The following is a 25,328-nucleotide window of genomic DNA, read 5'->3' as shown; positions in this document are numbered from 1 at the left end:
CACGCAATCCTCAGGCGAGCGCCGTCGGGCTGCGGACGAAGCGGCGCGCGGCGAGATAGGTCAGCACCACGAAGATCAGCAGCACGAGCCCTTCGGCAATCGCGAAGGGCGGCTCTGACTGGGTCGGCGCCATGGCCTGGAGAAACGGCACCTTCATGAAAGCCTGCGCGACCGCAACGAAGATCAGCAGATAGAAGGCGAGCATCGCCGTGACCGCATAGATCCGCCGCCAGGCGCCATCGAGCCTGCGAGCGTAGAGGGCGTATCCGGCAAGGCCGACCAGAATGAGCGAGATCGCACCGACGATATGCGAGGGCAGGAGGCCGTTGAATGGAAAGCCGAAGCCCGTCGCGCTGGTGGCAAACGCGGTGGAGAGGAAAATTCCGGTCCAGCGCGGCCGCGTGTGCCCTTTCAGCATGGCCGCGGCGACGGGAAAACCCGCCACGATGGCGATCAGGCTGAGCCAGGTATGAAAGCCGGTGAAGGTCGTCGGATCGAACATGAGCAGCCCCCGCAATGCTCCACCGGCTTCGTGTGAAGCCGGCGGAGTATAGCATGCAGGAAGCAGGCCGCGTTTGGCGAGAGAATTCCGTCGCCCCGACTACTGCGTCAGGGTCACTCTCACACTCTCTTCTTCTTCCTCGGTCGCGCGCTTCAGCGTCGCCTTGGCCTCGTCGACCTGGCGCTGACGGTTCCAGAGCGCCGCATAGACGCCATCCGCCGCCAGCAACTCGCGGTGATGGCCGCGTTCGACGATCAGGCCCTTGTCCAGCACGATGATCTCGTCGGCATTGATTACGGTCGAGAGCCGATGGGCTATGACCAGCGTCGTGCGCCCCTCGCTGACCCGGTCGAGCGCGTCCTGGATCTCCTTCTCGGTGAAGGAATCGAGCGCCGAGGTCGCCTCGTCCAGCACCAGGATCGGCGGCCCCTTCAGGATGGTGCGGGCGATGGCGACGCGCTGCTTCTCGCCGCCTGAGAGCTTCAGGCCGCGCTCGCCGACGGAGGTCTCATAGCCGTCGGGCAACGACCGGATGAAGCGGTCGATCTGGGCGAGCCGCGCCGCCTCCTCGACCTCGGCCTCGGTCGCATCCGGCCGGCCATAGCGGATATTGTACTCGATCGTGTCGTTGAACAGCACGGTGTCCTGCGGAACCATGCCGATCGCCGAGCGCAGGCTGACCTGCTGGATCGCGGCGATATCCTGCCCGTCGATCATGATCCTGCCCTGGGCCGGTTCGTAGAAGCGGAAGAGCAGGCGCGAAATCGTCGACTTGCCGGCGCCGGACGGGCCGACGATGGCGATCGTCCTGCCCGGCGGCACCGTGAAGGAAATACCCTTCAGGATCGGCCGCTCAGGGATATAGGCGAAATGCACGTCCTCGAAGCGGACCTCGCCTGCATCGACGCGAAGCGGCGGGGCGCCCGGATGGTCCTGGATCTCGGGATCGCGGCCAATCAGGGCGAACATCTCGCCGATGTCGAGGGTCGCCTGCTTGATCTCGCGATAGACCGTGCCCATGAAATTCAGYGGCTGGTAGAGCTGGATCAACATGGCGTTGATCAGCACGAAATCGCCGACCGTATGCGTGCCGGCCTGGAAGCCGCGCACCGCCATCACCATCGAGATCGTCAGGCCCGTCGCGAAGATCGCCGCCTGTCCGAAATTGAGCCAGGCGAGCGAGGTATAGGCCTTGATCGAATTGCGCTCGTAGCGCGCCATCGAACGGTCGTAACGGGCTGTCTCGCGAGCCTCTGCTCCGAAATACTTCACCGTCTCATAGTTGAGCAGCGAGTCGATCGCCTTCGAATTGGCGTCGGTATCGGACTCGTTCATGGCGCCGCGAATGGCGATGCGCCATTCGGTGGCCTTGATCGTGTAGGCCATGTAGGTCGTCACCATCACCACCAGCACGACGACATAGAGCCAGTCGAACATCGTCAGCAGCACGGCGGTGATCAGGGCGACTTCGACCACGACCGGCACCAACTGGTTCAGGCCGAGGCGGACCATTTCCTCGATGCCGTTGCGGCCGCGCTCCAGCACGCGGGTCAGACCGCCGGTCTTGCGCTCGAGATGGAAGCGCAGCGAGAGATAATGCAGATGACCGAAGGTCTGCAGCGCCAGCGTGCGCACCGCATGCATGAACACGGGTGCGAACAACGCGTCGCGCATCTGGATGAAGGCCGAGGAGCCGACGCGCGCCAGCCCGTAGATCAGCGTCAGGGTCAGCGGTGCGCCGACCAGCCAGGGCAGCCAGCGCCCGAGACTGGTCGGCGTGTTCGCCAGGGCATCCGTCGCCCATTTGAAGGTGAAGGGCACGCCCATCAGCACCATGCGGCCAATGACCAGCAGGATGAAGGCCGCGACCACGCGCTTGCGTAGATCGGCGCGATCCGGTGGCCAGAGATAGGGCCAGAGCGCACGGAAGGTCGCGACAAAGCCGGAGCCGGGTTGCAGGACGGCCGAGTGGGCGAAGTTCGACGCTGGAGGCGGCGCGGCAGGCGGGGACATTTTTCAAACAGTTCCAAGTTGAACCGCCCATATATCCGCGATCGCGGGCGAATGCATGAGCCTTGCTGCAAGTCGGGGATTGCGGAACACGCGCGCCGGCTTGGCCTTGTTCTCGTCGAAGGACCGGTGTGAGATGGCGTCGGAGCGGTCAATGCTCGGATCGGGGAAAGAAACAGCCATGAGAGCTCAACGGGTTATCCTTGCCGGCCTGATCGGCGCCAGCGTCTCACTCTGCCTCGCGACGCTTCCCGCCCTGGCGCAATCAGCGCGGCCGCCGGCACAGATCAAGGTAACCAATGCCCGCAGCGTGCCATTGAACACGCTCGAAATCACCACCTCGGGTGAACAGCCCCGCCTCGTCGCCAAACTCGCCAAGCCGCTCGCTCCCGGAAAGAGCGCCGTGCTGAAACTCAACAAGCCGGCAGGCTGCAGCTATTTCGTGCTCGGTCGCTTCAGCGACGAGGTCGAAAACGACAATGACGGCGTCGATCTCTGCAGGGAAAAGACGATCCGCCTGACGGATTGAGCCGCCAGGGCCATCATGGCCGGGCCTCGTCCCGGCCATTCCCGACCGCGGCGGCACCGCCGAACGCTCATCCGCAGAATGATTGCCAGGTGGGCGCTGCGCCTCACCCGGGAATCGCGGCGGATCAAAAGCCCTCGTCGCTTACGCCGTCGCGCCGGCCCGCATCAGCTTGTAGGTGATCGAGTCGACCAGCGCCTGGAACGAGGCGTCGATGATGTTGGCGCTGACACCGACCGTGGTCCAGCGTTCGCCGGTCTCGTCAGCGGATTCGATCAGGACGCGCGTCACCGCATCGGTGCCGCCCTGGAAGATGCGGACCTTGTAGTCGACGAGCCGCAAGCCGCCGATCAGCGACTGATAGCGGCCGAGATCCTTGCGCAAGGCGACGTCGAGCGCATTGACCGGACCGGCAGAGCCCTCGGCAGCCGAGATCAGCAGCTCGTCGCCGACCTGCACCTTCACGATCGCCTCGGAGAAGGTGACGAGCTCGCCATTGGCGTTGTAGCGGCGCTCCACATTCACCTTGAAGCGCTCGACCGTGAAATAATCCGGCACCTCGCGCAGGATCCGCTTGGCGAGCAGGAAGAAGGAGGCGTCGGCCCCCTCGAAGGCGTAGCCTTGCGCCTCCTTGTCCTTGAGCTCGTCGAGCAGGCGCCCGAGCCGCGGATCGTCGCGCCCAAGCGTCACGCCGATGCGCTCCAGCTCGGCAACGAGGTTGGACTTGCCGCCCTGGTCGGAGATCAGGACCTTGCGGATATTGCCGGTCGCTTCCGGCGCGACATGCTCATAGGTGCGCGGGTCCTTCAGCACCGCTGAGGCATGGATGCCGGCCTTGGTCGCGAAGGCAGACGAACCGACGAAGGGCGCGTGCCGGTTCGGGGCGCGGTTCAGCATCTCGTCGAGGGCCCGCGAAACATGGGTCAGCTCGCCGAGCTGCTGCTCGTCGACATTGATGCTGAAGCGCTCGCGATACCTGTCCTTCAGTTTCAGCGCGCCGATCAGCGTCACCAGATTGGCGTTGCCGCAGCGCTCGCCGAGCCCGTTCAGCGTGCCCTGGATCTGGCGGACCCCCGCCTCGACCGCCGCCAGCGAATTGGCAACGGCGCAGCCGCAATCGTCATGGGCATGGATGCCGAGATGATCGCCCGGCACGACCTTGGCGACCTCGGCAACGATGGCGCCGACCTCGTCCGGCAAGGTGCCGCCATTCGTGTCGCAAAGCACGACCCAGCGCGCGCCCGCCTCATAGGCTGCCCGCGCGCAGGCCAGCGCATAGTCGGGATTGGCCTTGTAGCCGTCGAAGAAATGCTCGCAGTCGAGCATCACCTCGCGTCCGGCCGCCTTCGCGGCCTTCACGCTGTCGGTGATCCCCTCGAGATTGTCCTCGAGCGAGATCTCGAGCGCGACATGGACATGGTAGTCCCAGCTCTTGGCGACGAAGACGATGGCGTCGGCCTTCGCCTCGAGCAGGGCAGCGATGCCCGGGTCGTTGGCGGCCGAGCGCCCTGCCCGCTTGGTCATGCCGAAGGCAGCGAACTTGGCCTTCGAAGTCGGCTTCTCCGCGAAGAAGGCGGTATCGAGCGGGTTCGCCCCGGGATAGCCGCCCTCGACATAGTCGATGCCGAGCTTGTCCAGCATGGCGGCGACCGCGCGCTTGTCGTCGAGCGAGAAGTCGACTCCGGTGGTCTGGGCGCCGTCGCGCAGCGTCGTATCGAAAAGATGGACGCGGGCGCTCATCGCCCGGCCCTCATCCGATAGCGCAGCACACGCGGCATCACCATGGCGAGCATGACGAGCTTCATGGCGACCGAGAGCGCACCGGCGMGCCGGATCTTCGGGGCATCCCGGTTCATCGTTTCACTTCCCATGTCATGTCCGTCTCATGGAGCGTCGCTCCATCGAGATCGTGCCAAAGCGTGTCCTGGACCTCGTCGCCACGACGAAGAATATCGGCGTTCCAGAAGCGACGAATGCGAAAGCCCTGCTCCTTCAGCCAAGCGTCCCGAACGGCGTCATAGGTGCTTTCTGCATGGTGGCCGCCATCGGCTTCGACGATCAGTCGCTTCGACGGACACACGAAATCGACGATATAGGAACCGATCTGGACCTGCCGACGGAACTTGAAACCGCTGAACCGCCTGTCGCGCAGGAGGTGCCAAAGCTTGCGCTCGGCCTCCGTCGGCTCCTTGCGCATCGAGCGCGCGCGCTGGCCGAGCTTGGCACGCAGCGACGGCGCATGCTCCCCTTCTCCCCCTGCGGGAGAAGGTGGCCGCGCAGCGGCCGGATGAGGGGTCGCGCTTCCCTGTCCGGTTGAAGCAGAATGAGCCGAAGGCCGGCAAGCGTCGCGCGACCCCTCACCCCAACCCTCTCCCGCAAGGGGAGAGGGGGCTTGGTCGCGGTTCATCGCTTGACMTGCCATGCTGTCGTGGGCTCGCCCGTCGCCGGGTCCTTGCCATCCTTGAGCTGGATGCCGATCGCCGCAAGTTCGTCGCGGATGCGATCGGACTCGGCAAAGTCCTTGGCGCGACGTGCTGCAAGCCGGCGCTGGATCAGATCGTCGACACGCGTCGCGAAGCCGTCATCGGTCGCCGTCCGGATGAGGAACTCCTGTTCCTTCCGCCCCCAGGCCTGACGATTCAGGCCGAGGAAATCGACGCTTGCCGCCAATGCGCGCGCAGCCTTCGGATCGCCGGCCTTCGCTTCGCGTGCGAGACCGTGAAGCCGCGTCATCATCTTGGCCGTGTTCAGGTCATCGGCCAGCGCGGCGATGATTTCGGCATCCACGTCGCTTGGAGTGGCCTGCGGTTCCGTCGGAATGCCACGCAGGACTTCCTCCCAGCCACCGATGATGGACTCGACCTCCTCCAGCGACTTCACCGTCCAGTCGATCGGCTGACGATAATGCGTCTTCAACATCGCAAGGCGCAGCACTTCGCCCGGCCATGTCCGGCCGCCGAAGGCATCGGTCTGCAGCAGTTCGTTGATGGTGACGAAGTTGCCGAGAGACTTCGACATCTTCTCGCCTTCGACCTGCAGGAACCCGTTATGCATCCAGATATTCGCCATGCGGCCGGCGCCATCGGCACCGCCGAAGGCGCAGCAGCTCTGGGCGATTTCGTTCTCATGATGCGGGAAGACGAGGTCGATGCCGCCGCCATGGATGTCGAAGACATTCCTGGCGGGGTCATCGCAGGCGAGCCCGCCGCCGAAGGGTGCGAGCAGCTTCGCCATCGACATGGCCGAGCACTCGATATGCCAGCCGGGGCGGCCGGGCGTGGCGATGCCGGCCGGGGAAGGCCAGCCGGGGTCGATGCCGTCGCGGCTTGGCTTCCACAGCACGAAATCCATGGCATCGCGCTTGTAGGGCGCGACATCGACACGGGCGCCGGCCATCATCTCGTCCAGCGAACGCCGGGCGAGCGAGCCGTATTTCGGTGCCTTCCCCAGGCTCGCCACAGCCGGCACATGGAACAGCACATGCTCCTCGGCGACATAGGCGATGCCACGGGCGATGAGGCGCTCGATGATCGCCTTCATCTCCTCGATATGGTCGGTGGCGCGCGGCTCGGCATCGGGGCGCAGATTGCCCAGCGCATCGACATCATTGTGGAACTGCGCCGTCGTCGTCTGCGTGACCMGGGCAATCGCCTCGTTCAGCGGCAGGCCCGGAAAGTCGCGGGCGGCGCGCGCATTGATCTTGTCGTCGACGTCCGTGAGGTTGCGGGCATAGGTGACATGCTCGGGGCCATAGAGATGGCGGAGCAGCCGGTAGAGCACGTCGAAGACGATGACCGGGCGGGCATTGCCGATATGGGCGTAGTCATAGACCGTCGGACCGCAGACATACATGCGGACATTGCCGGGATCGATCGGCGCGAACGTCTCTTTCGTCCGCGTCAGCGTGTTGTAGAGCCTTAAAGTCGGCGTCATCGAAACGGTCCTGGCGAATAGGCGACGAGAAGCGTGGTCCGGGCCGCTGGCCGGGGGCGCTTTCTGTCGGGTCGTTTCAGGACGATGACGTGAGCAGCCGGCCAGCGAAAGCTAGCGGCAAATAATGCAAATCCGGATGGCGGCCTGCGTCATGAAAAACTGATTGCCTGTGCGCGGGCTTTGCGTCAAGAGGGCGCCCGAGTTTGTTGCGCCGCAACATAGCTGACGCCGAATTCATTCAAATTTAACGGACTGGAACCATCCTCATGCTTCGAAGGTTCTTTGGCCTGTCGGGTCACGAGGAAAGATCGAGAATGCGCCGCGCCATCGCCCTGATCGGCCTGTTCGGAATCGTCGGAGCCGGCCTCTCGCTCGCAGTCCTGCCGACCTCGAAGACGGTGGCCGCTTCCAACGACCAGCGCATTTTCCTGATTCCGGCGAGCGACGGCTATGGCGTCGCCGACTGCCTGTCCTCGAAGACTTCGGAATGCGGCAAGATCGTCGCCGATGCCTGGTGCGAGGCCCAGGGTTTTGCGAAGGCGACAGCCTTCGGCATCGCCTCGCGCGAAGATTTCACCGGTTCGGTCTCGAAGCCTGTCATCACCGAACCGGCCGAACAGCCGCTCTCGATCACCTGCGGCGGCTGAGCCTGCGGCTCACCTCACCCAATCCGAGCATTTCGGCGCCTCGCCTACCCCGCCCCAGGGCATGATCGGGACGGTGGATGTCGAATTCTGCGGCGACCCGTCGATCAGCTTGTCGGAATAGACGAGATAGACCAGCACGTTGCGCTTGATGTCGCAGCCGCGCACGATCTGCATCTTCTTCCAGACCATCGAGCGGCGCTCGCGGAAGACGACATCGCCCTGCTCGAACTTCTCCTTGAACTTGATCGGACCGACCTGACGACAGGCGAGCGAGATCTCCGAGACCTCCTCCGCCACCCCGAACATGCCGGAGACGCCGCCCTTCTCGGGGATAGTGTAGTGGCAGGCCACACCCTCGACGATCGGATCGTCGACGCCATAGACGGCGAGCTTGTCGTTCGGCGTCAGCATCTTCCAGACGGTCGATTTCCTGAAGATCAGGTCCTCCTGGGCCTGTGCGGCCCCGGTCAGACCGAGCCCTAGCGCCAACAGAGCCAGGGCCAGGGCGCGTGAAGAGGTGGTACCACAGGCGCGCATTCTCGATCTCCTGACTGTTCCGCGTAGCCGGCGCCGCATATGGGTTCTGAGGCGAAGCAATGCCAGAGGCGTCCGATGCAGACCAGCAAGATGCCGGCGACGACGCAGCCGATCCTCGCGACGGACCGCCTCATCCTCAGGCCGAGAACCATTGAGGATCTCGACCATGTCATTGCAATGAATTCCGATCCGGAGGTGATGCGACACATCGCGCCAGTCGGCACCGCCTTCATGAGCAGGGAGGCCGTGGCGAAGCGCAGCTTCACCCATGTCGATCGGGGGCTGGGCTACTGGTCGATCAGCCCGCGCGAAAGCCCTGGCGCGTTGCTGGGCTATGTCGCGCTGTTCCCCGGCGCTCCGGCGACGGCGCAGATCGAGCTGAGCTACCGCTTCGAGACGCGCCATTGGGGCCGGGGTTATACGACGGAGGCGGCCTCGCGCCTGCTCCAGCACGGTTTTGGCCCATTGGACCTAACCGAGGTGGTCATCCTCACGCACCCGTTGAACGCGGCATCCCTTCGTCTGGCGGAGAGGCTCGGTTTCCAGCGCGAGAGCGACCGGTGCTCATGGCTGATGGGCGATCCGCACTTCCTCTGCGCCTTCTTCCGCCTCGGCCGCGCCGGCTGGCTTGCCACCCATGACGCAGCCGCGGCACCGGTCGTCACACCGCCAGTGGCTTGAACACCAGATAGGCCGCGGCCAGCGCGCCGAGCACGCCGAGCGTGAACAGCACCAGCTTCAACTGCGTGAAGCCGCTCGCCATGGCGACATCGCCCGCCTCGACCCGGGGGTATTTGTCGAGCAGCCGGGCAATGACAAAATTCTCGACGACATCGCAGAGCCCGCCGAAGAGCCAGCCGCCGCCGCATAATGCCGCCACCCACCAGGGATAGCCGCGCATCGCGACGCCCGCGACGATGATCGCGCCGACGATCGCATAGGTCAGGGCGAAGGCGACATCGGCCGGCAGCACCCGGTGACGGTAGCGGTTGCGGCGTTCCTCGCCATAAGCTGCGAAGAGCTTTTCGACATCGGCAGCGTTGAAGCCGTTCCAGTCGCTCTCGAGCATGCGGGCCACGCCCTGACGGCTCGCCCAGAGCCCGGTGAGCCAGAACATCAACATCACCAGCGCCGGCCCCCACAGGAAGAACGAGAGCGGGATGGCGCTGGAATAGAGCGGAACGGGATCGATCATCGCGGCCAAGGCTCCGGCAGAGGAAATGCGACGTTACCGCGCCTCGCGCGCCAGCGCCAAGGCCTGACGCAGGATCTCCACGTCACCGATATGATTGACGAAGATCAGGACGAGCCTTGCATTGAGCGCCACGCTCTCGGCCTCGGAGAGATCGCGATGCGCCTCCGCGATCATCCGGAACGCCGCGTCGGGATCGGAGAGATTCGGTTCCGTGACAAGTTCGCTGCTCATGCTGCGGCGCGCCCTTCCAGCCTCTCGATCGCGGCCGCCAGTTGCACAGGTGTCGCCTGGCGAAACCGCGCCGCGACATGGCCGTCAGGACGCAGCACGACGGCATCGCCCGGCGTCAATCCGTAACGTCGCGCCAGGGGCTCGTCTCCCCCATCTCTGGCGGGAACGTCGACCCACAAGGCGGCGGCAGGCGTCATGCCCTCGGCCGCCACCCCGCAGGCGATGATGACCGGCCGGCCCTCGGCCAGCGTCTCGCTCAGCCAGCGCCGCCCGCCGGCTGTGGATGGCAGCGCAGCGTCGTGGAAGGAGGTGCCCGCCGCGAGCCCCCCCTGCCAATCCGGGCCAGGCGTCGAAAGCGGCGACGCCAGATAGGTCGTCGGCTGCGAGAGACGCCCGGAATTGACGAAGCCCCGGGCGAAGCCGGCCTTGCCGGCCAGGGCAAGGGCCGCATCGCRCAAGACCCGCTCGCCTGGCGAGCGCGGCGCGATGAAATCCGTGGCGCGGGTCGAATGCAGGATATTCTCCTGCGCTGCTTCGACACGCTCCCTGTCATAGCTGTCGATCAGAGAAGCGGGACTCTGCCCTTTCACGACCAATGCCAGTTTCCAGCCGAGATTGTCGGCATCCTGGATGCCGGAATTGGCGCCGCGCGCGCCGAAGGGCGAGACCTGATGCGCCGCATCGCCGGCGAAGACCACCAGACCATGAACGAAGCGCGCGAGCCTGCGGCACTGGAAGCGGTAGACCGAGACCCATTCCAGCGCGAAATCGTCATGGCCGAGCATCTGCCGGATGCGCGGCCGCACGATCTCGGGCTGTCGTTCATGCTCGGGGTCGGCGTCGCGATCGAGTTGCAGATCGATGCGCCAGACATCGTCCGGCTGCTTGTGCAGCAGGGCCGACTGTCCGGAATGGAAGGGCGGCGCGAACCAGAACCAACGCTCGGTGGGGAATTCCGCCCGCATCTTCACGTCTGCGATGAGGAACTTGTCCTCGAAGGCCTCACCGCGAAACTCCAGGCCAAGCAGCGCGCGCGTCGGCGATCGCGCTCCGTCGCAGGCGACCACCCAGCCGGCATCGAACTGGTAGGGCCCATCCGGCGTCGCGATGGTCAGGAGCGCGCCGTCGCTACGAGGCTGGATGCCGGTGAGACGGTTCGACCAGCGCAGATCGATCAGCGCCTCCGCAGCCGCAGCGTCGGCCAACGCCGCTTCGACGTAATATTGCTGCAGGTTGATGAAGGCCGGCTGCTTGTGGCCAGGCTCGGGCAATAGATCGAACTCATAGAGCTGCTCCTGCCCGCGAAAGACCCTGCCCCGCTGCCAGGTGACGCCTTTCGCGACCATGCCTTCCGCGAGGCCGAGCCTGTCGAAGATCTCGAGCGTACGCTTGGCAAAACAGATCGCGCGCGAGCCCTCGCCGATGCGATCGGAATCATCGATCAGCACGACGGGAACGGCACGGCGCGCCAGATCGAGCGCGAGCGTCAGCCCGACCGGGCCGGCGCCAATGATGACAACCGGATGATGGGCCGGTTCGCGTGCATCCTGGTCAGGGCTGCGGCGATAGGCGAAACGGCGCAGCTCCGTCGTCATCCGATCGCCTCCGGCCCCTCGATCCCGAGCCCCCGCAGATCCGAGGCACGCCGGCCGGCATCGAAAGCGAGGAAATACTCATCGAGCTGCGGCGGCGCGACCGTCGTGCCGGCGAGCATGGCGTGGGCCTGGCCGCGATGATGGATCTGATGCTGGAAGAGATGCGCGAGCAGATCGTCGATCCGCTCGGGCACCTTGCCGTCATCGCCGCGATCGGTCTCGACCTGCCGTGCCAGCTCTGCCTCGCTCAACGCATCGCAGAAGGCGATCAGGCGGCGATCGGTCTGCCCCTGCACGATGAGGAGCGCGGCCGCGTCGAGCGGCCGGAAGGTATCGAAGACGGCGAGCCCGCGCCCGCCCTGCTCCAGGGCGTCGAGATAGAACTGATCGACCGAGAGATTGTGGTTCAAGGTCTCGTGGAGCGAGGGGAAGAAGCTCGTTCGCGTGGCCCTGAATGCCTCGTCGTCCAGTTCGGCGCAGGCGCGCAGCAGCCGGTCATTGGCCCAGCCATTGTTGCGGGCCGCCTTGCGCAGATAGGCGACGAGCGACACCGCCCTACCCTCGCAGGTCGAGCCACATCTGGCGATCGCGCTCGTCGGTCCAGATGCGGGGATGATCGAGCCCGTTGGCCTCGTCATAGGCACGCGAAACATTGAAGGGCAGGCAATGCTCGAAGATCACCCAGTCGCCATAGCCTGGCTTCAAAACGGCATGGACACGCTCGAAGGTCTCGCGGAGCGAGCGGCCCGCGCCGGCGTTCTGCTTCACGGCGTCATAGAGGTCGCTGAGAAAGGCGCGCGTGCCGCTGATGCCATCGGCGACCATCGCCGCATCGGTCAGCGCAGCGCCCCGGCCAGGCACCATCGCGACCGAGCCGAGGGCCGACAAATGGTCGAGCGTCGTCGGCCAGTCCTCGAAATGGGCATCGCCGCAATAGGGCGTCGCACCATATTCGACGAGATCCCCCGCGAAGGAGACCTCGGCATCGGGAATCCAGGCGACGATGTCGCCTGCGGTATGACCGCGCCCGAGCTTCATCAGCCTGACCTCGCGCTTGCCCAGCCAGATCGAGGCGGTGTCGGAAAAGGTCATGGTCGGCCAGGTCAGGCCCGGGCGGATCGAATCCGCGCCCTGGAAGAGCCGCGGAAACCGGCCGATCTCGCTCGCCTTGTCCTGCTCGCCGCGTTCCACGATCATCTCGCGGGCGACATCGGAGGCGACGATCTCGCGGGCGCTGTAGGCTGGCGCTCCCAGCACGCGGACCGCGTGGTAATGCGAGAGCACGACATGGCTGATCGGCTTGTCGGTGATCCTGCGGACGCGTTCGATCACGGTTTCCGCCATCTTCGGCGTCGCCTGCGCATCGAAGACGAGCACGCTCTCGTCACCGACGACGACCCCGGTATTGGGGTCGCCCTCGGCGGTATAGGCGTAGATGCCCCGGCCGATCTCATCGAAGGAAACGGTCTTCTCACCGAGATCGGCACTGGAGGCGAAGGCGGGCTTGTCAGTCGACATGGGGCAGCACGTCCTGTTCGATCGCACCGAAAATGGAAGAACCATCCCCGTCCTTCATCTCGATACGAACCGTATCGCCGAAGCGCAGGAAAGGCGTTGCCGCGGTGCCCGACTTGATGATCTCGACCATGCGCTGCTCGGCGATACAGGCGTAGCCGACGCCTCCCAGCGCGATCGGGCGCCCCGGGCCACCTTCGTCGTCGCGGTTCGAGACCGTGCCGGAGCCGATGATCGTTCCGGCCGAAAGCGGGCGCGTTCGCGCGGCATGAGCGATCAGCGTGCCGAAATCGAAGGTCATGTCGATGCCGGCATTCGGCTGTCCGAAGGGCTGGCCGTTGAGCAGCGACAGCAACGGCAGATGCAGCTTTCCGCCCTGCCATGCCTCGCCCAGTTCATCCGGTGTCGCGGCCACCGGCGAGAAGGCCGTCGGCGGCTTCGACTGGAGAAAGCCAAAGCCCTTCGCCAGTTCGTCCGGAATCAGGTTGCGCAGGCTGACGTCATTGACGAGCATCACGAGGCGGACATGGCCATGCGCCGCTTCCGCAGAGACCCCCATCGGCACGTCGCCGGTGATGAYGGCGATCTCGGCCTCGAAATCGATGCCGTCCTCCTCGTAGCGGATCCGGATCGGCTGGCGCGGCCCCAGCAGGGCGTCGGATCCGCCCTGATACATCAGAGGGTCGCTCCAGAAACTCTCGGGCATCTCCGCGCCCCTCGCCTTCCTGACGAGCGCGACATGGTTCACATAGGCCGAGCCGTCGAGCCATTGATAGGCGCGTGGCAAGGGGGCTGCGCAATCATGCTCGTGGAAACGGAAGGATGGGACGGAGCCATGCTCCAATCCTTCTGCTAGATCGGCCAGGCGCGGCGCATGGCGCCCCCAGTCGTCGAGCGCGGCCTGCATGGTCGCGACCACGGGAAAAGCGTCCGTGGCGCGCGTCAGGTCTTTGGAAACCACGACAAGGCGGCCATCACGACCGTGCATGAGGGAAGCGAGTTTCATCTCTTTCCAATCCGTGACGAACACGCGAGATTGCGCGCAACAAACCTCTGGGAGTTCAGCTTATGAAACGCCGCGACTTTTTGAAAACCGGTGCGCTGGCAGCGGCTGCGACGCCGGTCGCGATGCCGGCGATCGCGCAGTCGCAACCTGAGGTGAAGTGGCGCCTGACCTCGAGCTTCCCGAAGGCGCTCGACACGATCTACGGCACGGCCCAGCAGTTCGCGAAATACATGTCGGACGCGACCGACGGCAAATTCCAGGTCCAGACCTTCTCCGCCGGCGAGATAGTGYCGGGCCTGCAGGCCCTCGACGCGGTCACCTCCGGCACGGTCGAATGCGCGCATACGCCGACCTATTTCTATATCGGCAAGGAGCCGGCACTCGGGCTCGGCACCGGCATCCCGTTCGGACTCAACGCGCGTCAGCAGCATTCCTGGTGGTTCTTCGGCGGCGGCGAGGAGATCATCAATTCGGCGCTGGCCAAATTCAATGCCTATTCGATCCCCTGCGGCAATTCCGGCTGCCAGATGGGCGGCTTCTTCCGCAAGGAACTGACCTCGCTCGATGATCTCAAGGGCCTGAAGTTCCGTATCGGCGGCATGGGCGGGGCCGTGCTGGCCAAGCTCGGCGTGGTGCCCACGCAGATCGCAGGCGGCGACGTCTACCCGGCGCTGGAGCGCGGCACGATCGACGCCGCAGAATTCGTCGGCCCCTATGATGACGAGAAGCTCGGCTTCGTGCGCGTCGCCAAATACTACTACTATCCCGGCTGGTGGGAGGGCGGCGCCATGCTGCATCTCGTCGTTGGCCAGGAGGCCTGGAACAMGCTGCCGAAGCACTACCAGGCGATCGTCCATCACGCCTGCGAGGCTGCCAATAACTGGATGCTGGCCAAGTACGATGCGGTGAACCCGGGTGGCCTGCGCCGGCTGGTCCAGCAGGGCGCACAGCTCAAGGCCTTCCCGATGCCGATCATGGAAGCGGCTCTCAAGGCGGCGGACGAGTACTACGCCGAGACCTCCGCCAAGAGTGAGTTGTTCAAGAAGGGCTACGACTCGATGGTCGCTTTCCGCGGCGAGAACCTGCTCTGGTGGCAGGTGGCAGAGCTGTCGTACGACTCGTTCATGAACCGTCTGCGGTCGCGCTGAGGCGCCACCGGGACCAATAGATGGCGCCGGGTCAGACAAGTTTGATCCGGCGCGGCGCATGCGCCACCATCGCCTCGGCCAGGTGGGCGCAGACGGCTTTCGGGCGCGTGTCGAGCACGGGCTCGACCATCCCCGCCGCCTTGCCACGCTGCTTGCCGGCGCGCCGGCGGAGTTTCTTCCTGACGTTCCTCAGGGATCTGGTCGTGGCGGTTTCCGCCAGTTGCCGCTCTGTCAAATCAAGATCGACGACCGCACCGAGATGTGTGCGCAAACGCTCGACCGCCTCGATCTGCTCCTTGTAGTGACCGGGATCGGCAGGCTGGAAGAAGCTGAGCTGATAGCCGAGATCGATGATGCGGGTGCGCCAGGCGTGCAGGCGCTTCAGGCTCATCCGGCGCGGATCACGGCGCGCCGCGCGTCTGGCCTTGCGGTAGCTGCGCCGGAACCCGGCGAGCAGGAAGCCCCCGCGCTCGCCAGCCACCGACCACTCCTCCATCCTGGCAGCGAGACGGTCGAGCTCCGTTTGCATCGCCGCAACGGTTTCCGGCAGCGGCATCGGGTCAGGCGGAGGCTCGACCAGCTTGCCGCGTTCGCTGGGCAGCAGCTCCTGCAAGGTCCGCGCGACGACCGCAGCTTCGCGGGTCGCGGTGAAGGTCTGGCGCAGGCGCTTGATGCCGGCCCGGAGCAGCGCCGTCTCCTCCTCCAGTGCAGCCGGCGAGAGCTTCAGCAGGGAACGCCACGCCTTCATCAGTCGGCGGAAATCATGAACACCCTTGGCGGGGTCGCTCTCCAGGCGGTCGAGTAACCGCCGCCCCTGCAACGGCATCTCGCGACAAACTGCGAGCCAGTGCTGGGCCCAGAGCCGCATCAATGCCGGACCGCTGGGCACCGCATTGCGCGACGTCCGGGCGCGCGGGCTCCTGCCGCCGCTCAGCCGAACCGGTGCTTTCGCGGGTATCGCCAAGGCGCGCTCCTTGCGAAGTTCGGGAGCGCATTGAGCGACAAGCATTCGGGCTCCGCAAGTGCCTTGCAAGGATCGGAACGCTACCAGGCCTCGCGCCTCGTCGGATCGAAACGCTTCTTCAGGCCCTCCCAGCAGGCGCTGTAGTCCGGCTGCCGGGCGGGCAGGCTCGCGGCGTAGCCGGTGACGCGCTGGGGGAAGCGGGTCTCGAACATGAAGGCCATGGTCCCGGTCAGCTTCACGGGCTTGAGCTCGACCGTGCTTGCATGTTCGAACGCCTGCGCGTCCGGGCCATGCGGCAGCATCATGTTGTGGAGGCTGAAGCCGCCAGGCGTGAAGCCCTCCGGCTTGGCGTCATAGACGCCGTAGATCAGCCCCATGAACTCGGACATGATATTGCGATGATACCAGGGCGGGCGGAACGTGTTCTCCGCGACCAGCCAGCGCTCGGGGAAGATCACGAAGTCGATATTCGCAGTGCCGGGTGTCTCCGAGGGCGCGGTCAGGACCGTGAAGATCGACGGGTCGGGATGGTCGAAGGAGATCGCCCCGACCGGCGAATAATGGCGCAGGTCGTATTTGTAGGGCGCGTAATTGCCGTGCCAGGCCACGACATCGAGCGGCGACTGGCCGATCGGCGTGGAGAAGAGTTCCCCGCCCCATTTCGCATAGAGCGTCGACGGCGTCTCATCGTCTTCATAGGCCGCGATGGGAGTCAGGAAATCGCGCGGATTGGCCAGGCAATTCGCGCCGATCGGGCCGCGATCCGGCAAGGTGAAGGAGCCGCCATAGTTTTCGCAGACATAGGCGCGGGCCGGTCCGCCCATCAGCTCGCAGCGGAAGACGACGCCGCGCGGAATGATGCAGATCTCGCCGGGCTCGATCTCGATCACGCCGAATTCGGTGCAGAAGCGCAACGCCCCCTCCTGCGCCACGATGAGCAATTCGCCATCGGCGCAGAAGACGTATTCGCGTTCCATCGAGGCCGTGACGAAAACCATATGGGCGGCCATGCCGGCCTGGGTCTCGGCATCGCCAGCGGTCGTCAGCGTGCGCAGCCCGGTGAGGAAGGTCAGCGACTCCGATGGCATCGGAATCGGGCTCCAGCGCAGCTGTCCGATCGGCAGCTCGGCMTCGTCGCGGCAGGGCGCACTGCGGATCAGCCCCTTGTCGACCTTCTTCCAGCGCCCGCCATGCTTGACGCTGGGCCGGATGCGGTAGAGCCAGGACCGCTCGTTCGAGGAGCGCGGCGCGGTGAAGGGCGAGCCGGATAGCTGCTCGGCATAGAGGCCATAGGCGGGCCTCTGCGGCGAATTGCGGCCGACCGGCAAGGCGCCGGGCAGCGCCTCGGTCTCGAAACTATTGCCGAATCCCGACATGTAGCGCGTGCCGGTCGCGGCCTGGCGCAGCGGGGCTGTATGAATCTGTGCCTGGACATTCATGAGCATTTCCCCTTCCGCTGCCGGACCGCTTTKACAAGAACGCAGGTTCCGGAAAGATCGGAGCGGGCGTCCCGCCCCGACCTCAGCTAGTTACAGATGAAACTAATGTCAACGCAGCCCGAGCCTCCCCCACCCGGCGACGAAACGACCTTGCGGCTGGAGCAGTTCCTGCCCTATCGGCTGAACGTCGTCGGCCATTTCGCCAGCCGCGCGCTCGGACGAATCTATAGCGAGCGCTTCGGCATAGGCATTCCCGAATGGCGTGTGATCGCGCAGCTCGGCGAATTCGGAAAGCTGACTTCGCGCGACATCGGCGAGCTGTCCCAGATGCACAAGACCAAGGTTTCGCGCGCCGTCAGCGAGCTCGAGAAGCGCGGCCTGACGTCGCGCAGCGAGAATCGCGAGGACCGGCGCGAGGCCTTCATCAGCCTTACCCCCCGCGGCTCCCGAACCTATGCCGAGATCGTGCCCCTGGCGCTCGCCTTCCAGGCGCGCTGGACCGAGGGACTTCCGGCAGAGGAGCTGCGCGTGTTCGAACGCGTGCTTTCGATTCTCACCGAACGGGGCCGCCATCTCGCCGGCGGCTATCACGAAAGCGAAGGCTGAATTGCCGCTTGCCGCCAAATATGGCATGCCGGGCCTCGCCATGGCCGTCCGCCCGAATCCGCGCCGCGCCATCGCAGGACCCGTCCTTAGTTCCGTCGCGTTTGGCAGGTGAAACTCCCGCAAAGCGATTGCCCGGTTTCCGGGGCGGATCGAACAAGCAGGTAATATGGCCCGACCGGCGATGAGACTACGACTAACCCGGCGCCTCGGCGCGATGCTGCTGGCCTTCTCGGCGATGGGTGGAGCGGCGCTGGCGCAGTCGCCCGCGTGCAATGCCTGGCGCAGCGAACTCGCGAGCCTGCAGGGCCAGCGCGGGGGCGATCCGCGTGCCGCGCAGCAGGCGCAGCGCGTCGGCGCCCAGCTCTCGCAAAGCGTCAGCCAGTTCCGCGCGATGGGCTGCGAACGTGGCGGATTCCTCTTCTTCGGTGCGCAGGCGCCCCCGCAATGCGGCGGCCTGCAGGCACAGATCAACCAATTGCAGTCCCAGTACACGGCACTCCAGCGCCAGGCACAGGGCGGAGCTGCCGAGCAGCGCCGCATGCAGCTCGCCGCAGCGATCGAGACCAATTGCCGGGGGGGCGGGCAGCAGCGCGGCTTCTTCGAGACGATCTTCGGCATCGAGCCTCGCCGCGGTGAGATCGATTCGACCATGCCCGAACTCGATCCGGACATGCAGCCGCTCGATTCGGAGAAGCCCCGCCAGGGCGGCCCCAATACGGTCTGCGTCCGGACCTGCGACGGCTATTTCTTCCCGCTCGCCAACAGCCCCGGCGGCCGCGACGGCCAGGATGAAATGTGCCAGGCGCTCTGCCCGGGGACGGAGACGCTGGCCTTCGGCATGAGCACCGGCGGCGACATTCAGAATGCTGTCGCCCGTGCTAGCGGGACGCCCTATTCGTCGCTGGCGAACGCCGGAAAATACATTCGAAGCTTCGATTCCGCCTGCACCTGCCGGGCGCCGGGCCAAAGCTGGTCCCAGGCGCTGCGCAATGCCGAGGAGCTTCTCGACAAGCGCAAGGGCGACGTCATCGTCACCGAACAGCGCGCAGCCGAGCTGTCGCGGCCCAAGCCCGATCCCAAGCGCAGGACCGCGACACCCGCGCCGGCTCAACAACAGCCGATCCTGTCTGATGCCGACGACAAGCCGATGCCGTCCGAGAATTCGCCGACTTCGGGCACGGAGTCGGCCGGCATGGGTCCGCAGAGCGTCGAGCCCGAGAAGGTCGTGCAGCAAGGCGACGGCGTGAAGAAGGAAAGCCGCAGCGTCACCGGCGAGCGGCGCACGGTCAGGATCGTTGCGCCCAACCTCGCACCCAATCTGGGCCCCGCAGTCGCGCGGCCCTGACGCCGGCAGCGCCGCCGCAACGGCGCCTCGTGCGTCGGCGGCGAGGGCTGCGTCATGCGCCAGAGCGGAGAGCGGCGCTTAAATACCCCGCAGATCAAGCGCTGGACGCATGACGCCGACAGGCGCATATACAGGCAAGACCACCCCGGCCGGCCTGGATACGCGCCAGATTTCGTCAGGATTGCTCTTCCAGCGCGCAATCCTACTCTGACGGCCTCCTTGGCAGAGCCCAGCAGAGGCGTCCCATGTCAGAGACAACCGCCAACACGCATACCGGAATGGATCTGGCCGATACCCGTCGTCGCCTGAAGGCGATCTTCATGGGCTCGGTCGGCAATCTCGTCGAATGGTATGATTTCTACGCCTACACGGCCTTCGCACTCTATTTCGCGCCGCATTTTTTCCCGTCGCACGATCCGGTCGTCCAGCAGCTCAACGCCGCGACGCTGTTTGCCGCCGGCTTCATCGTCCGCCCGATCGGCGGATGGCTGTTCGGTCACATCGCCGACCGCTATGGCCGCCGGCTTTCGCTGACGATCTCGGTGCTGATGATGTGTTTCGGGTCGCTGATCATCGCGCTGACGCCGACCTATGCGACAATCGGATTTGCAGCGCCCGCGCTGCTCGCTCTCGCGCGGATCATCGAAGGCCTGAGCCTCGGCGGCGAGTACGGGGCAAGCGCGACCTATCTCACCGAGATCGCCGACCCGAACCATCGCGGGTTCTATTCGAGCTTTCAGTACGTCACGCTGATCGGCGGCCAGTTGACCGCCATCGTGGTGCTGCTGCTGCTCCAGAACGTGTTCCTGACCCATGAACAGCTCGTCGCCTGGGGCTGGCGCATTCCTTTCGTGATCGGAGCCCTGCTCGCGATCACCGCGATGTTCATGCGCCGCCACATGCACGAAACGGAATCCTTCGTCGAAGCCAGCAAGACGAAGAAGCGCGAAAGCTCGCTGCGCGGGCTGCTGAAATACCCGCGCGAGGTTGCGATCGTGGTCGGCCTGACGGCCGGCGGCACCGCGGCCTTCTACACCTTCACCACCTATATGCAGACCTTCGTGAAGCAGACCGTCGGCCTGTCCGACATCACGACGACCTATGTCATCGCCGGTTCGCTGATCTTCGCCTCGATCCTGCAGCCGATCTATGGCGCCATCTCGGACAGGATCGGCCGCAAGCCGCTGCTGATCTTCTTCGGCGTTGCCGGCTCGCTGCTGACGGTGCCGATCCTGACGATGCTGTCCCAGACCAAGTCGCCCTGGATGGCGTTCCTGCTGATCTCCGGAGCCTGGATCTTCGTCGCCGGCTATACCTCGATCAATGCCGTGGTGAAGGCCGAACTGTTCCCGACCGCGATCCGCGCCACAGGCATCGCCGTGCCCTACGCCGTGACGGTCTCGATCTTTGGCGGCACGGCGCCTGCGATCGCGCTGTTCTTCAAGCAGCAGGGCCACGAGCAGTGGTTCTTCTACTACCTGGCGGGCGTGATCTTCCTGTCGCTGCTGGTCTACGCGACCATGCGCGACACCAAGCMTGAATCGGCGATGCACCGGCACGAGTGATCCACGGCGCCATTGCCCGCTGGACCGATGTCGTCCCGGACACGTAGCGCAAGCCGCGCTGATCCGGGACGATGCGAAGCCTTCAGGCCGCCTCGCCCCCGAGCCGCTTCAGCGCTTTGTCACGGCCGATGAGCGGCAGCAGGGCAGCCAATTCCGGCCCATGCTCGAGGCCGGTCAGAGCCTGGCGAAGCGGCATGAACAGCGCCTTGCCCTTGGTGCCGGTCGCCGCGCCGACGGCCTGTGTCCAGCTCTTCCAGGTTGTCGCATCGAAGGGCTCGGCCGGGAGCAGTGCGGCTGCGCTCGCCGCAAAGCCGGCATCGGTGATCACGGGCGTGATCGGGCCACGAACGACCTGCCACCAGGCCTGCACCTCGGCAAGCTTTGCGAGATTGCCGCGCACCGCCAGCCAGAAGGGCTCGCCGGCCGCGATCCCAAGCTCCTGCAACCGGTGCGACACCGCGTCGAACGGCAGCTGATGCAGCGTGCGCGCACTCAGGGCTTCAAGCTCATGCTCATCGAACTTGGCCGGTGCGCGCGAGACATGGGCGAGGTCGACGAGATCCGCGAGCTCGTCCAGGCTCGCGACCGGCCTGACCGCGTCGGAGGAGCCGACCAGGACGGCCAATGCCGCGACGGCGAGCGCCTCCACCCCGGACTCGCGCAGGCCGCGCAGCGAAAGATGGCCGAGCCGCTTCGACAGCCCCTCCCCGCTCGCCGTGGTCAGCAGGTTGTGGTGGCCGAATGCCGGAAGGGCGGCGCCCAGCGCCTCGAAGATCTGGATCTGGACCGCCGTGTTGGTGACATGGTCCTCGCCGCGAATGACATGGGTGACGCCGGTCTCAATATCGTCGACGACCGAAGGCAGCGTGTAGAGATAACTGCCATCCTCACGCACCAGCACCGGGTCGGAGAGCGAGGCGCAGTCGACATGCGATGCGCCGCGCACGAGATCGTCCCAGGCGACCTCGCGGGCCTCGAGCAGGAAGCGCCAATGCGGCTTGCGTCCTTCCGCCTCAAGCGCCGCCCGCTRCTCGGCCGTGAGCTTCAGCGCAGCGCGATCGTAGATCGGCGGCAAGCCGCGAGCGAGCTGGCGCTTGCGGCGGCGATCCAGTTCATCGGCGGTCTCGAAGCAGGGGTAGAGTCGCCCGGCGGTGCGCAGCCGGTCGGCCGCCGCATCATAGATCGGGAGCCGCTCCGACTGGCGAATGACGAGATCGGGCTCGATGCCGAGCCAGCCGAGATCCCCGGCAATCGCATCCGCGAATTCGGGCTTCGAGCGCGCAAGATCGGTATCGTCGTAGCGCAGCAGGAAACGCCCGCCATTGCGGCGGGCATAGAGCCAGTTGAACAGCGCCGGACGGGCATTGCCGATATGGAGATAGCCGGTCGGCGACGGCGCGAAGCGAACGAGTGGCGTTGTCATGACGAGGCTTATGACGCCTTTGCGCGAGGCCGACAATCGGCTCAGAAATCGAAGCTCTCGCCCCCGGCCTTGCCGACGCCCTTGACCAGCGCAGCGTCCGGCCGATGCGCGGGTTCGCCGGGATCGCGGAAGCGATTGACGATCGGGTAGCGCCGGTCGCGGCCGAAATTCTTGCGCGTCACCTTCACGCCGGGCGCGGCCTGTCGGCGCTTGTACTCGGCGAGATAGAGCAGGCGTTCGACCTTCTTGACCGTCTCGAGATCGTGGCCACGGGCGACGATGTCGGCGAGACGCATCTCATGCTCGATCAGGCAGGCGAGGATATCGTCCAGCACGTCATAGGGCGGCAGCGAATCCTGGTCCTTCTGGTTCTCGCGCAGCTCGGCCGTCGGCGGCTTGACGATGATATTGTGCGGAATGACCTCGCCGTCCGGCCCGAGCGCACCGGCGGGCTTCCAGCGGTTGCGCAGCGCCGACATGCGAAAGACCTCGGTCTTGTAGAGATCCTTGATCGGGTTGTAGCCGCCATTCATGTCGCCATAGAGCGTGGCATAGCCGCATGACATCTCGGATTTGTTGCCGGTGGTCACCACCATCGGCCCGAACTTGTTCGAGATCGACATCAGCAGCGTGCCGCGCACGCGGCTCTGCAGGTTCTCCTCGGTGACGCCGCGATTGGTTCCGCCGAAAAGGCCGGCGAGCGCCGCTTCGAAGCCCTCGACCGGCTCGGCAATCGGCACGATCTCGTAGCGGACGCCGAGCGCATCGGCGCAGCGCTTCGCATCGTCCAGGCTCTCCTGCGAGGTGAAGCGATAGGGCATCATCACGCAGCGGACCTTGTCGGCGCCGAGCGCATCGACCGCCATCGCCGCGCAGATCGCGGAATCGATGCCGCCGGAGAGGCCAAGCACCACGCCGGGAAAGCGGTTCTTCTCGACATAGTCGCGCAGGCCCAGCACGCAAGCCGCGTAATCAGCCTCGTCGCTGCTCTCGATGGGCGTGATCTCGCCCGGCAGGCAGCGCCAGGACCCGTTCTCGCGCACCCAATCGGTCAGGCGCAGCACTTCGCGAAACGCCGGGAGCTGGTGAGCAAAGGTCTTGTCGGCATTCAACACGAAGGAGGCGCCCTCGAAGACGAGTTCGTCCTGGCCGCCGAGCTGGTTCAGATAGACCATCGGCAGCCCGGCCTCGACGACGCGAGCAACCGCGACATTCAGGCGTTCCTCGGTGACGCCGCGCCGATAGGGCGAGCCATTGGGAACAAGCAGGATCTCGCCGMCGGTCTCGGCGATGCACTCGACGACCTCCTCGCCCCAGATATCCTCGCAGACCGGCAGGCCAAGGCGGATATGGTTGCGGAAGACGACAGGACCGGGCAGCGGGCCGGGTTCAAAGACGCGTTTCTCGTCGAATACACCGTAATTCGGCAGGTCGACCTTGAAGCGCACCGACTGGATCATCCCGGCGTCGAGCAGCGCGTAGGCGTTGTAGAGCTTGCCGTCCTCGAGCCAGGGCAACCCGACCAGCACGGCTGGACCGCCATCGGCAGTCTCGCGCGCCAGATCCTCGCAGGCCCTGCGGCAGGCATCCTGGAAGGCGGGCTTCAGCACCAGATCTTCCGGCGGATAGGCCGACAGGAAGAGCTCCGGGAACATCACCAGATCGGCGCCGGCGGCCGCTGCGTCGCGCCGCGCAACGCGCACCATGTCGGCATTGCCGGCGACATCGCCGACGATCGGATTGAGCTGGGCCAGAGCCAGGCGGAACGAGGTCGCTGTCATGCTTCGGCTTTACCGCGCGGCGGCGGGGCCAGCAACGGGCGMGCGCCCTGCCCCGACCTGCATTTGCGCGTGATCAGCCCTTCGATCAACGCAAGGTCGAACGGAAATCGGCGGAATAGCGCAGCTCGCGCAGCGGACGCACGCGGCGCGTCGTTTCGTCATAGATCGGATGGGCCTTGTAGGCCGCCAGCGCCGCCTCATCGGCAAATTCGCCGTAGACGACGACATCGATGTCATTGCCCAGCGGATCGACCTTGGCATTGGCCACGACCGCGAAGGCGAGCGAATGTGGGATATCGCCGAGCCGGGACAGAGACAGGCGGATCATCTCGACATCCTCGCGCCGCTGCGCCGTGAAGAATACGATGTGGCGGATCATGCGCCCTCCCTCGCAGGCAGCCGGGAATCGCGCCGCCCTTTCGGGCCGATGTCTTCCCGACGGTGCGCAAAACGCAACCTGCGTTAACGCCGCATCGGCATCGATCCAGCCAAGCGCTTAATCTTGCTTGCCTCCGCTTCCCTCGGTCGCCGGAACAGCCGCGTACGAAAGCGGAATCGCGCGGCACGCTGAAAACTCCCTCTCGCCCTGTTCACCCCTCCGCGAGGTGGCGCCATGAGCAGGCGCGCGCCTCAACTGACCGCCAAACGGATTGCCGTGCTCAAAATCCTGGCTCCGCATCGCGGCGCGGAATATCTGGTGACCTGTGCCGAGATCGGCGCCAAGAGCGTCCCGTACGGCACCCGCAGCGGCTACCGTGAATGGGCCTGCTCGGGTTCACTGTCTCACCTCAAAGAAACGCCCCGCCGGAGCGAGACTGAAAATGCCACAGGTCGAAGACGTGGCCAGCCAGCTGTTCAGTAGCCATTCAAGTCGGGCAGCGCGATCATTCGCCATCCGACAGCCGACCCGGCGACTGCCTGGAACCGATCATCCGGGTTGATGACGGACGTTGCCATGAACCTCTCGCACTATCTGCTGCCGGTTGCCGCGCTCGCGATGATGAYGGGATACGGGTTTGCGCAAACACCCGTACARATGGGTCCGGATACAAAGCCGGCCATGACCTCCCCGGCACCCGCGGCGCCTGCCAAGAAGGCTACGGCGACCTCCTCCGACAGGACCGCCAAGTCAAAGGCGTGCTCTGTACAAGCCGATCAGAAGGGGCTTCACGGGAAGGCCAGGAAGAAGTTTCGCGACGAGTGCCAGAAGGCCTTCTGTAATGGGCCTTTGATCGTCAAGTCCCTCTGAACGATATCTCGTCGCCAGGATCATGCTTCTGTCCGTGGTCAGTACGAAGACCGCCACACCATGCCATCAGATCCAGAGCCGACAGGTCAATCTAGGGGTGCGTGATTTGCC

26 protein-coding genes are annotated in these 25,328 nt (G+C 65.4%); 9 read left to right on the top strand and 17 right to left on the bottom strand.

What is annotated here, in order from left to right; all coding sequences use genetic code 11:
- Positions 1-10 precede the first annotated feature (10 nt).
- Both AC1DRP_RS14285 and AC1DRP_RS14280 read right to left on the bottom strand, forming a co-directional pair.
- Positions 11-502, bottom strand: a complete 492-nt coding sequence (locus AC1DRP_RS14285) for a hypothetical protein (protein ID WP_441493068.1) — start codon at positions 500-502, stop codon at positions 11-13.
- Between the two features lie 99 nt (positions 503-601).
- Complete coding sequence (locus tag AC1DRP_RS14280) at positions 602-2,515, bottom strand: ABCB family ABC transporter ATP-binding protein/permease (RefSeq protein WP_476768792.1); 1,914 nt, start codon at positions 2,513-2,515, stop codon at positions 602-604.
- A gap of 178 nt (positions 2,516-2,693) precedes the next feature.
- Between AC1DRP_RS14280 and AC1DRP_RS14275 the strand changes: the two genes are divergently transcribed.
- Positions 2,694-3,041 carry a hypothetical protein gene (locus tag AC1DRP_RS14275; protein ID WP_441493071.1) on the top strand — a complete coding sequence of 116 codons (348 nt, stop codon included), beginning with the start codon at positions 2,694-2,696 and terminating at the stop codon, positions 3,039-3,041.
- 141 nt (positions 3,042-3,182) lie between these two features.
- On the opposite strand, the gene cimA is transcribed toward AC1DRP_RS14275, so the two are convergent.
- The 3 genes from cimA to cysS form a co-directional block, all read right to left on the bottom strand.
- Positions 3,183-4,778, bottom strand: a complete 1,596-nt coding sequence (gene cimA / locus AC1DRP_RS14270; RefSeq protein WP_441493072.1) for a citramalate synthase — start codon at positions 4,776-4,778, stop codon at positions 3,183-3,185.
- Positions 4,779-4,890: 112 nt separating this feature from the next.
- Positions 4,891-5,268 carry an endonuclease domain-containing protein gene (locus tag AC1DRP_RS14265; protein ID WP_441507915.1) on the bottom strand — a complete coding sequence of 126 codons (378 nt, stop codon included), beginning with the start codon at positions 5,266-5,268 and terminating at the stop codon, positions 4,891-4,893.
- 173 nt (positions 5,269-5,441) lie between these two features.
- The gene (gene cysS / locus AC1DRP_RS14260) at positions 5,442-6,971 is read right to left on the bottom strand and encodes a cysteine--tRNA ligase (RefSeq protein WP_476768791.1); all 1,530 of its coding nucleotides are present in this window, start codon (positions 6,969-6,971) and stop codon (positions 5,442-5,444) included.
- Between the two features lie 314 nt (positions 6,972-7,285).
- Between cysS and AC1DRP_RS14255 the strand changes: the two genes are divergently transcribed.
- Positions 7,286-7,618 (top strand): hypothetical protein, encoded by a 333-nt coding sequence (locus AC1DRP_RS14255; RefSeq protein WP_113512928.1) that lies wholly within the window; start codon positions 7,286-7,288, stop codon positions 7,616-7,618.
- A 9-nt stretch (positions 7,619-7,627) separates the two neighbouring features.
- On the opposite strand, the gene AC1DRP_RS14250 is transcribed toward AC1DRP_RS14255, so the two are convergent.
- Positions 7,628-8,155 (bottom strand): CreA family protein, encoded by a 528-nt coding sequence (locus AC1DRP_RS14250; protein WP_441493075.1) that lies wholly within the window; start codon positions 8,153-8,155, stop codon positions 7,628-7,630.
- 75 nt (positions 8,156-8,230) lie between these two features.
- Between AC1DRP_RS14250 and AC1DRP_RS14245 the strand changes: the two genes are divergently transcribed.
- Complete coding sequence (locus tag AC1DRP_RS14245) at positions 8,231-8,836, top strand: GNAT family N-acetyltransferase (protein ID WP_476768790.1); 606 nt, start codon at positions 8,231-8,233, stop codon at positions 8,834-8,836.
- On the opposite strand, the gene AC1DRP_RS14240 is transcribed toward AC1DRP_RS14245, so the two are convergent.
- From AC1DRP_RS14240 to AC1DRP_RS14215, 6 genes are read right to left on the bottom strand one after another with little or no spacing between them, the layout of a single operon-like run.
- Positions 8,817-9,350 carry a hypothetical protein gene (locus AC1DRP_RS14240; RefSeq protein WP_441493077.1) on the bottom strand — a complete coding sequence of 178 codons (534 nt, stop codon included), beginning with the start codon at positions 9,348-9,350 and terminating at the stop codon, positions 8,817-8,819. The two genes, AC1DRP_RS14245 and AC1DRP_RS14240, sit on opposite strands and share 20 nt — an antisense overlap.
- Positions 9,351-9,383: 33 nt before the next feature.
- Complete coding sequence (locus AC1DRP_RS14235) at positions 9,384-9,581, bottom strand: DUF2783 domain-containing protein (RefSeq protein WP_441507906.1); 198 nt, start codon at positions 9,579-9,581, stop codon at positions 9,384-9,386.
- Positions 9,578-11,176, bottom strand: a complete 1,599-nt coding sequence (locus tag AC1DRP_RS14230) for an FAD-dependent oxidoreductase (RefSeq protein WP_476768789.1) — start codon at positions 11,174-11,176, stop codon at positions 9,578-9,580. Before AC1DRP_RS14230 ends, AC1DRP_RS14235 begins: the two co-directional genes overlap by 4 nt.
- A complete protein-coding gene (locus tag AC1DRP_RS14225) occupies positions 11,173-11,727 on the bottom strand; it encodes a DinB family protein (protein ID WP_441493080.1) in 555 nt (184 codons plus the stop codon). The genes AC1DRP_RS14230 and AC1DRP_RS14225 overlap by 4 nt, the downstream gene beginning before the upstream one ends.
- Positions 11,728-11,731: 4 nt before the next feature.
- Positions 11,732-12,694: an MBL fold metallo-hydrolase gene (locus AC1DRP_RS14220; RefSeq protein WP_441507908.1), complete on the bottom strand. Its 963-nt coding sequence runs from the start codon at positions 12,692-12,694 to the stop codon at positions 11,732-11,734.
- Positions 12,684-13,697, bottom strand: coding sequence for a fumarylacetoacetate hydrolase family protein (locus AC1DRP_RS14215; protein WP_476768788.1), 1,014 nt, complete (start codon positions 13,695-13,697; stop codon positions 12,684-12,686). Before AC1DRP_RS14215 ends, AC1DRP_RS14220 begins: the two co-directional genes overlap by 11 nt.
- Positions 13,698-13,759: 62 nt before the next feature.
- On the opposite strand from AC1DRP_RS14215, the gene AC1DRP_RS14210 reads away from it, so the two are divergent.
- Positions 13,760-14,845 (top strand): TRAP transporter substrate-binding protein, encoded by a 1,086-nt coding sequence (locus AC1DRP_RS14210; protein WP_476768787.1) that lies wholly within the window; start codon positions 13,760-13,762, stop codon positions 14,843-14,845.
- 31 nt (positions 14,846-14,876) lie between these two features.
- On the opposite strand, the gene AC1DRP_RS14205 is transcribed toward AC1DRP_RS14210, so the two are convergent.
- Both AC1DRP_RS14205 and hmgA read right to left on the bottom strand, forming a co-directional pair.
- On the bottom strand, positions 14,877-15,854 hold the full coding sequence (locus AC1DRP_RS14205) for a CHAD domain-containing protein (protein ID WP_476768786.1): 978 nt from the start codon (positions 15,852-15,854) through the stop codon (positions 14,877-14,879).
- A 35-nt stretch (positions 15,855-15,889) separates the two neighbouring features.
- The gene (gene hmgA / locus AC1DRP_RS14200) at positions 15,890-17,248 is read right to left on the bottom strand and encodes a homogentisate 1,2-dioxygenase (protein WP_476768785.1); all 1,359 of its coding nucleotides are present in this window, start codon (positions 17,246-17,248) and stop codon (positions 15,890-15,892) included.
- A 105-nt stretch (positions 17,249-17,353) separates the two neighbouring features.
- Between hmgA and AC1DRP_RS14195 the strand changes: the two genes are divergently transcribed.
- From AC1DRP_RS14195 to AC1DRP_RS14185, 3 genes are all read left to right on the top strand, one after another.
- Positions 17,354-17,854: a MarR family winged helix-turn-helix transcriptional regulator gene (locus AC1DRP_RS14195; RefSeq protein ID WP_441507912.1), complete on the top strand. Its 501-nt coding sequence runs from the start codon at positions 17,354-17,356 to the stop codon at positions 17,852-17,854.
- 181 nt (positions 17,855-18,035) lie between these two features.
- Positions 18,036-19,199 carry a DUF2865 domain-containing protein gene (locus AC1DRP_RS14190; RefSeq protein WP_441507913.1) on the top strand — a complete coding sequence of 388 codons (1,164 nt, stop codon included), beginning with the start codon at positions 18,036-18,038 and terminating at the stop codon, positions 19,197-19,199.
- A 245-nt stretch (positions 19,200-19,444) separates the two neighbouring features.
- On the top strand, positions 19,445-20,764 hold the full coding sequence (locus tag AC1DRP_RS14185; protein WP_476768784.1) for an MFS transporter: 1,320 nt from the start codon (positions 19,445-19,447) through the stop codon (positions 20,762-20,764).
- 82 nt (positions 20,765-20,846) lie between these two features.
- Here AC1DRP_RS14185 and gltX read toward each other — a convergent pair whose 3' ends face one another.
- From gltX to AC1DRP_RS14170, 3 genes are all read right to left on the bottom strand, one after another.
- Positions 20,847-22,187: a glutamate--tRNA ligase gene (gene gltX / locus AC1DRP_RS14180; RefSeq protein ID WP_476768783.1), complete on the bottom strand. Its 1,341-nt coding sequence runs from the start codon at positions 22,185-22,187 to the stop codon at positions 20,847-20,849.
- 41 nt (positions 22,188-22,228) lie between these two features.
- Complete coding sequence (locus tag AC1DRP_RS14175; protein ID WP_476768782.1) at positions 22,229-23,968, bottom strand: NAD+ synthase; 1,740 nt, start codon at positions 23,966-23,968, stop codon at positions 22,229-22,231.
- Positions 23,969-24,053: 85 nt separating this feature from the next.
- A complete protein-coding gene (locus tag AC1DRP_RS14170; RefSeq protein WP_476768781.1) occupies positions 24,054-24,347 on the bottom strand; it encodes a Dabb family protein in 294 nt (97 codons plus the stop codon).
- 234 nt (positions 24,348-24,581) lie between these two features.
- Here AC1DRP_RS14170 and AC1DRP_RS14165 point away from each other — a divergent pair, with 234 nt between their 5' ends.
- Entirely contained in the window at positions 24,582-24,830 is a 249-nt protein-coding gene (locus AC1DRP_RS14165) for a F0F1 ATP synthase subunit epsilon (RefSeq protein ID WP_441507914.1), read from the top strand.
- A gap of 78 nt (positions 24,831-24,908) precedes the next feature.
- A complete protein-coding gene (locus AC1DRP_RS14160) occupies positions 24,909-25,217 on the top strand; it encodes a PsiF family protein (protein ID WP_476768780.1) in 309 nt (102 codons plus the stop codon).
- Positions 25,218-25,328 lie beyond the last annotated feature (111 nt).

This window comes from Allobosea sp. 01N443, from assembly GCF_056399325.1.
The sequence above is the reverse complement of the archived record's forward strand: the minus strand, read 5'-3'. Positions and strand labels throughout refer to the sequence as shown.